The organism is Sporotomaculum syntrophicum (genome assembly GCF_009932395.1).
In the GTDB taxonomy this organism is placed as follows: domain Bacteria; phylum Bacillota; class Desulfotomaculia; order Desulfotomaculales; family Desulfallaceae; genus Sporotomaculum; species Sporotomaculum syntrophicum.
This window is the reverse complement of sequence record NZ_LSRS01000005.1, coordinates 211,664-217,755: the sequence shown is the minus strand read 5'-3', so window position 1 is coordinate 217,755 and position 6,092 is coordinate 211,664. Positions and strand designations below refer to the sequence as shown.

Annotated in this window: 7 protein-coding genes; all 7 read right to left on the bottom strand. The window is 44.7% G+C overall.

Annotated features, from left to right (window positions below; translation table 11 throughout):
* Positions 1-263: 263 nt before the first annotated feature.
* Genes SPSYN_RS11260 through cobI form a run of 7 tightly spaced genes read right to left on the bottom strand, consistent with a single transcriptional unit; the run spans position 264 to position 6,079 of the window.
* Positions 264-1,709, bottom strand: coding sequence for a cobyrinic acid a,c-diamide synthase CobB (locus SPSYN_RS11260; protein WP_161822587.1), 1,446 nt, complete (start codon positions 1,707-1,709; stop codon positions 264-266).
* Positions 1,669-2,031 carry a sirohydrochlorin chelatase gene (locus SPSYN_RS11255; protein ID WP_161822586.1) on the bottom strand — a complete coding sequence of 121 codons (363 nt, stop codon included), beginning with the start codon at positions 2,029-2,031 and terminating at the stop codon, positions 1,669-1,671. The genes SPSYN_RS11260 and SPSYN_RS11255 overlap by 41 nt, the downstream gene beginning before the upstream one ends.
* A 34-nt stretch (positions 2,032-2,065) precedes the next feature.
* Positions 2,066-2,854, bottom strand: a complete 789-nt coding sequence (cobK, locus tag SPSYN_RS11250) for a precorrin-6A reductase (RefSeq protein WP_161822585.1) — start codon at positions 2,852-2,854, stop codon at positions 2,066-2,068.
* A 2-nt stretch (positions 2,855-2,856) separates the two neighbouring features.
* Complete coding sequence (cobJ, locus tag SPSYN_RS11245) at positions 2,857-3,588, bottom strand: precorrin-3B C(17)-methyltransferase (RefSeq protein ID WP_161822584.1); 732 nt, start codon at positions 3,586-3,588, stop codon at positions 2,857-2,859.
* A 4-nt stretch (positions 3,589-3,592) separates the two neighbouring features.
* On the bottom strand, positions 3,593-4,621 hold the full coding sequence (gene cbiG, locus SPSYN_RS11240) for a cobalt-precorrin 5A hydrolase (RefSeq protein ID WP_161822583.1): 1,029 nt from the start codon (positions 4,619-4,621) through the stop codon (positions 3,593-3,595).
* Positions 4,618-5,370, bottom strand: coding sequence for a precorrin-4 C(11)-methyltransferase (gene cobM, locus SPSYN_RS11235; RefSeq protein WP_161822582.1), 753 nt, complete (start codon positions 5,368-5,370; stop codon positions 4,618-4,620). Before cobM ends, cbiG begins: the two co-directional genes overlap by 4 nt.
* 1 nt (position 5,371) lies before the next feature.
* The gene (gene cobI, locus SPSYN_RS11230) at positions 5,372-6,079 is read right to left on the bottom strand and encodes a precorrin-2 C(20)-methyltransferase (protein ID WP_161822581.1); all 708 of its coding nucleotides are present in this window, start codon (positions 6,077-6,079) and stop codon (positions 5,372-5,374) included.
* Positions 6,080-6,092 lie beyond the last annotated feature (13 nt).

Below are 6,092 nucleotides of genomic sequence, written 5' to 3'. Positions count from 1 at the left end.
TTTTACGACCGGATTTGTATTGTAGCATTTTGTATCGGTCTGTGTCAAAGGCAATTTGTGGTTTGCTTCTGTTTTACTGAACACTCCGTTTACCGGTATTGCCCTGACTTAGTTGCTTGCATCGCCGTTCTAGCAGCGACGTTTGTTATGTTATCATTTTGAGGACTTTAATGCAACAAGTAATATAGGTTAAAAAAATAATCTTTTAACTAGCCAGACAAGGTTATCCAGATCTTTTAAAATCCCCTGTTTGTATATTGAGATCATAATGTTTCCTGCTCATTTTTACGAGCCCGATATTCTGCGCAGCTTTTTACAAAGTTCCTGGCAAACTCCGGGTTTGACCAGAAATGTATATGCGCGTACCCGGCAAGGAGGTGGTAAATTTGATATCCACAGTACCATGATTGGTTAATTAAGCCATCCCTGCGTTTAGATACTTCAAAGCACGGTTTAAATCTTTTATCCACTACCGTTTCGGAATAGTGAAATTCATGAGCCCGTATTTTAGAACCTTTTTTAGCCAATATCGTATCATCCATCAATTTGACATACACATAACCAAATCTTTTCAATGATGACGACATGCTGCTTTTACCGGGAATCAGTCCAACCATCGCAAATTCTCTGTCTTCCCCAACCCTGATGCTGTCTGTCAGGTACATCAGCCCTCCACATTCCGCATATGTAGGTAAACCTTGCTCAACATGGCTTTTTATATCCATGCGCATCGCCAGGTTGTTTTGCAGCTCCTCTGCCCAAATTTCCGGATAACCCCCACCGATATAAAGCCCGTCAACATTTTCCGGTAGTCTGTCGTCACTCACCGGACTAAAAAACACGACCTCAGCACCCAGCATTTCTAACAACTCCAGGTTATCTTGATAATAGAAGCAGAATGCCTTGTCCTTGGCCACCGCAATCTTTAACTTCTCAACAGCAGCTGTTTCAATTTTAGGGTTATTATTAAATACATCAATTTTTTTCGCCTTCCCTGCCAGCTTAAGCAGTAGATCTAAATCAACAGTTGTTTTAATTTGCCGGGATATCATTCCGACCTTTACCTTAAGGTCGTGGATTTCTGCGCTTGTGACAAGCCCGAGATGTCTACTGGAAATAGTTACTTCACCCATGGTTCTTATATACCCCAAAACTGCAACGCCTGTGTTTTCTTCAATCACTTCCTTCAGCAGTTTGTAATGCCCTGGACTGGACACATTATTAATTACGATGCCTTGCACATTGACGTTTTTATCAAACTCAACAAAACCCTTGACCAAAGCAGCAGCACTGAGGGACATGGCTTCACCACTAATCACCAGAATAACCGGGGCACCGATAATTTTGGACACATCCGCTGTGCTTCCCTCCAAGGATATGCCGCCATAGCCGTCATATAAGCCCATTACACCTTCAATAATGGCAATGTCTGCATCAATTAAATGCTTGGCAAAAAGATATTGGACGGTCTTTTCCTGAAGCATCCAGCTGTCAAGATTCAACGAGTTCCTTCCAGTTACAAAGGTATGAAACATCGGGTCTATAAAATCAGGCCCCACCTTGAATGGCTGCACCTTCAGACCTCTTTCCACCAATGCAGCCATAATGCCAATAGACAGGGTGGTTTTACCGCAGCCGCTGTTGGTTCCCGCTATGACAATGCTTGGTCTAATCAAGGGAGTGGATACGGTCTTTGATAATATCTGCAATTCTGTCATCATCTCCAAGGGGCTTGCCCATCTTTATTTCGATCCCGGGGTGTTTGGTCATAATCATATTCAGTTCCTGCGGAATATCCTGGGTTACATGGATACCGTCAAATAAAAACATAGGTATAACCTTTATTTTACTGGCTCCTTTTTCTATAAGGTATTCAACGCCTACTTCCAGGTTCTGTTGAGAAAACTGCAGATATGCCGAGTAAATTAGCTCTTCACCCGTTTTATCTTTTACCTTCTGCGTTAATGACCTGAGGATCCTGTCAGTTTCATGTCTTCTACTTCCATGAGCCAGTATTAATACGCCATCCATTGTGTTCTTCCTCCTGTTTGATATCATTGTCCAATCATATATACTGCTTGACAAATTCCAAAACCTCATCGACTGTGCTCACTTTGCGTGTATAAGCTACCTCGGGGCGTTCCACCAACACGACAGGAATACCTAGTTTTGCAGCTGCATTCAGCTTGCGATCAGTCCCGCCTGCTTCCCCACTTTCCTTGGTAACCAGTACTTCCGCATGGCAATACTTTAACATTTCGATGTTAAACTCTTCAGAGAAGGGTCCTTGTAGAGCAATAATATGCCCCACCGATAAACCGGCTTCTTCACATTTGGCAACCATGCGGCTGTCAGGTAAAATCCTGGCAAAAAGCCTCATTTTGTAATCCGGGATACTTTTGGTAAACACATTGATATGCTTGCTCCCAATGGTCAGTAAAATATTACCTGTAATTTTCCCGGCTACTTCTGCCGCCTCTGCAAAGCTTCTTACCCGTATCACCATCCTACCGTCTTCTGCTGCCCCGTTGCCTACTATGACCGTATTCTCGCGTTCAAATCTCAAATACACTGCTCCCGTCTCCCTACAGGAGCGCATAGCATTAACCGATACTGCCTTGGCAAAAGGATGAGAGGCATCCACAATACAAGTTACGTTGTTTTGCTGAACCAGCGCTGTTATTCCTGCCGAATCCAATTTACCCTCATGCAAAATAATTCCAGAATAGGTTTCCAGCAACTCTCTGCCGAAGCTTGTCGTAACGGTAGCAACTACAACAGCTTGAATTTTGAGCAGTTTATCGATGATATCCCTGGAGTCCCTGGTACCTGCAATCACCATGATACGCTTCATTTCTATAAATCATATCCCCTTGGCGTAATCATTCGGCCATTTTCAAAATAGGTTTTTGAATTTCCAATAATCACGACCGTAAACATGTCAATTTCAAAATCAAGCATATTCGTCAGGGTGGCCATGTCAGATGCTTCATTTTCCCTTCCGGCATTCCGTACAATACCGACCGGTGTCGTTGTCTCTCTGTATTTAAGTACGATATCCCGGGCTTTTTCAATATAGTCCACCCGGCTTTTACTTTTGGGATTATATAAACAAATTACAAAATCTCCTTGAGCAGCACATTCTACTCGCTTGTAGATCTGCTCCAAAGGCGTCATCAGATCGCTTAAGCTGATCACGACAAAATCATGCATGATGGGAGCCCCAAGAATAGCTGCTGCTGCGCTTGCTGCCGTTACTCCCGGCATCACCTCCACGGGTATGCCGATTCCCGAATGATTAACGACTTCCAGCATAATCCCGGCCATCCCGTAGATCCCGCTATCCCCGCTGCTGATCAGGGCAACAGATTTCCCTTCCAGAGCCTTTTGAAGAGCCAACCGGCACCTTTCAATTTCCCGGGTCATTCCAGAACTTAGAAACTCCTTCCCGGGAAAATGCTTCTTGACAAGCTCGATATATGTATTGTAGCCCATGATAATATCAGCGTTCTCCATAGCAGCTTTGGCTCGTTGAGTCATATCCGCCATGCTGCCTGGTCCTATACCTATTACCGCTATTTTTGACATGGTTTTATGCGTTCTCCTTTACCAATGGATATGTTCTTATTGTAATAACCTTCTCCTCTTCTGCCAGGGCAAGCGTGATGCCACGGTACGCTGTCTTCGGACAAATCAGCTTGGGCCGGTTACCGGCTAATATGGCGCATGCTTCTGCCACACATCCGACTCCGGTGATGTTTTTAACAAAATTAGAAGACGAGAATCGGTGCTCTATTGTTTTAATTTCCTCAGTAGAAAAGGTGTTAAAAGGAATATTTTTCTCACAGCAAAAGTCCAGTATCCCCTGCTCGTTTGCTTTCATCGAGATGGAGGCAACGCATTTTACCGAAAGCAGACTTTTGTTGTTCATCCCCAGAAAATGCACCACAGCTTCTTCAATTTCCTGCTTAGACTTTCCTTTCTTACAACCAATGCCAATGATGAGATTACGGGGCCTCAAATAGAGTATCCTGTCAGCAGTTACCGGTACCATTGTGCAATTAGTCAGGGCAACAGCAAACCGGCAATATTGACCAAAAACAGGAGTATCTATATTGCCCGGCAGGGTTCCATCAAGCCTACAATCACTAAAAAGACTTACCTTACCGCCATTGACCAGCTCGGAGCTTATATATTTCAACTCATCTATATTCTCAATGGCACAATCATTATCGGTGGCCAGTTCATCAAAAGCAAGCACACCGTTAATATCTGTGGCAGTCGTAATAACCGGAGTTCCTCCCGTAACTGCAGCAACTTTGACCGCAAGACGGTTTGCCCCACCGATATGTCCGGATAACAAACTAATGGTAAATCGACCCAGTTCATCCACTACCACCACTGCCGGATCGGACTGTTTATCCTTGATATAAGGCGCAATACTACGGACAACAATCCCGCAGGCCATAACAAAAATCAAGGCATCATAGCTATAGAATATTTTTTCTACCAGCCCAAGGAAGTCGACATTTTGCACATAGAGATCCGCATCCAATTCCCGACCTATTTTTCCGGCTAACTCAATGCCGTTTTTGGTCAGAGCAATCACTGCAACTTTCATGCGCTGCCATTCCTGAACTCATGAGTAAAGTGTTTATCGTAAAGCTTGGACAGCTCATATTCATCTCCCAGGAAGTCACCTACGACCACTAGAGCTGTTTTCCTTATGCCTGCTATTTGCACCTTTTCGGCAATATCCTGAAGCGTCCCCTGGACAATTAGCTGTTCCGGCCAGGACGCTTTATAAACGACTGCCACCGGTGTATTTGCCGGGTAGCCACATTGCAGCTTGTCCACCAGCTCAACCAGCATACCAGCGCTTAAGAATATAATCATGGTCGCTTGGTGCCTGGCTAAAGCTTCTATCTTTTCCGAAGCAGGCACCGCTGTCCTGCCCTCCATACGAGTTAGTATCACAGTCTGAGTAATACCGGGTAGCGTATATTCTTTTTTAAGCGCAGCCGCCGTTGCTAAAAAAGAACTGACTCCTGGTATAACTTCATATTCAATATGATATTTATCCAGCGCATCCAGTTGTTCTCGGATAGCGCCAAAAATAGAAGGATCTCCCGTATGTACCCTGGCAATCTTTTTTCCTGCTTGAGCCCCTTTGACCATTACCTCAAGCACCTCTTCCAAGGTCATACCGGCGCTGTCATAGATCTCCGCTCCTTTTCGTATATTAGCCAAAAGCGCCTTGTTCACCAGGGAACCGGCATAGATAATAATATCCGCCTCTTCGATATGCCGTTTTCCCTTCACCGTTATTAACTCAGGGTCCCCGGGACCTGCACCAATAAAATAAATCATGCTACCTAACACCACCTTTCTTCACCAGCATGGTCGAGAAATAACTTATTTTTTCGTCGTCAGACAAATTCAAGTCATAGGTAATCTTTTCATCCTCCAGCCCGCACTTGCTTACCAGCACAGCGCTTTCAGACAAGCCTTCCGACTTGAGTAACTCCTTTAGTTTCGGCAGGCTTTTGGATAGCTTCATCAAAATGATATTATCAAAGCTTTTTAATATATTTTCGAGATTGTTACATTCATAGGCTGAAGGTACGATCGCTATGGTTTCACGGTTTTCTCCCAGGCTGATTCCTGCTCTGGCAGCAGCAGCACAAAAGGAGGTAACTCCTGGAATGATCTCTGTATCATATCCTTCTTGATACAGCTGCTTGTGGATATACATATAGGTACTGTATACTGTTGGGTCACCCAGGGTGATAAAGGCAACAGTTTTGCCCAGCTCCAGTTTCTCCCGGATTTGTCCGATCGCCTCATGCCAGCTTCTCTCCAGCACCTCGACATCAAAGCTCATAGGGAAAAGCAGCTCGAGCAGCTCTTTTCCTTTTTCAAAGGCCCCCTCGGCAATAGTCTGAGCAAAACTGGCTTTTTCTGCGGCAGTTTTCGGCACTGCCACCACATCCGCCTCGGCAAGAATGCGCCTGGCCTTAATGGTGATCAACTCAGGATCCCCAGGTCCTATGCCTACACCGTATAGTTTTCCTGCCATTTCTTCCTCCAGT

Bases quoted from the DNA above. Each gene is read 5' to 3' on its own strand.
- cbiG (WP_161822583.1), bottom strand. From the start codon at position 4,621: ATGAAAGTTGCAGTGATTGCTCTGACCAAAAACGGCATTGAGTTAGCC.
- cobM (WP_161822582.1), bottom strand. From the start codon at position 5,370: ATGATTTATTTTATTGGTGCAGGTCCCGGGGACCCTGAGTTAATAACG.
- SPSYN_RS11255 (WP_161822586.1), bottom strand. From the start codon at position 2,031: ATGGATGGCGTATTAATACTGGCTCATGGAAGTAGAAGACATGAAACT.
- cobI (WP_161822581.1), bottom strand. From the start codon at position 6,079: ATGGCAGGAAAACTATACGGTGTAGGCATAGGACCTGGGGATCCTGAG.
- cobJ (WP_161822584.1), bottom strand. From the start codon at position 3,588: ATGTCAAAAATAGCGGTAATAGGTATAGGACCAGGCAGCATGGCGGAT.
- cobK (WP_161822585.1), bottom strand. From the start codon at position 2,854: ATGAAGCGTATCATGGTGATTGCAGGTACCAGGGACTCCAGGGATATC.